The organism is Massilia sp. P2_C2 (assembly GCF_056404615.1).
The window spans coordinates 1-517 of record NZ_JBFUDR010000688.1 but is presented as its reverse complement, the minus strand read 5'-3'; the positions used below and the strand labels follow the sequence as shown (position 1 = coordinate 517).

Sequence of the window (517 nt, the reverse complement as noted above, 5' to 3'; positions counted from 1 at the left end):
AGCAGCAGGGTGCGGCGCGCGCCGGGCGCCATGGCGGACCAGGCGGGAAACGCGTCGCGCGCGGCGCCGACGGCGGCGTCGACATCGTCGAGGGTGGCGGCGGCGGCGAGTGTGGCGACGGCGCCGGTGGCCGGAGCAACGCCGCCAGTGGCGGGGTTGCACCGCTCGAACACTGCGCCATTGGATGCCGGGCGGGCCTGCCCGGCGATCAGCAGATCGGTTTCGTACATCAGAGGTCTCCTTGTTGGCACTGACCGTTGCAGCGGGTCGCGTCTTACGCGCGCTTGTAGCTCTGCAGGCCGGGCTTGATCGTCTTGTCGTCCAGGAACTGCTTCAGGCCCTCCTTGCGGCCCTTCTCCGGGTCGCGGTGGTTGGACTGGTCCGTCTTCGCGTACAGGTAATCCTCGCCCTGCTCCCAGGTCAACTCCCGGCAGCGCTTGAAACCGACTTTTGCGTAACGCAGCACAACCGGATTTTTTTCCAGCAGCTTGGCCGCCAGCGCGATCACGGCAGCGCG

Annotated in this window: 1 protein-coding gene and 1 pseudogene; both read right to left on the bottom strand. The window is 68.1% G+C overall.

From position 1 onward, the window contains the following. The coding region (locus AC1DYX_RS31880; protein WP_477266298.1) for an aldehyde dehydrogenase family protein at positions 1–230 on the bottom strand (230 nt) is incomplete at its 3' end. 44 nt (positions 231–274) lie between these two features. Then, positions 275–517 (bottom strand): annotated as a pseudogene (locus tag AC1DYX_RS31875) (p-hydroxycinnamoyl CoA hydratase/lyase); the annotation flags it as partial.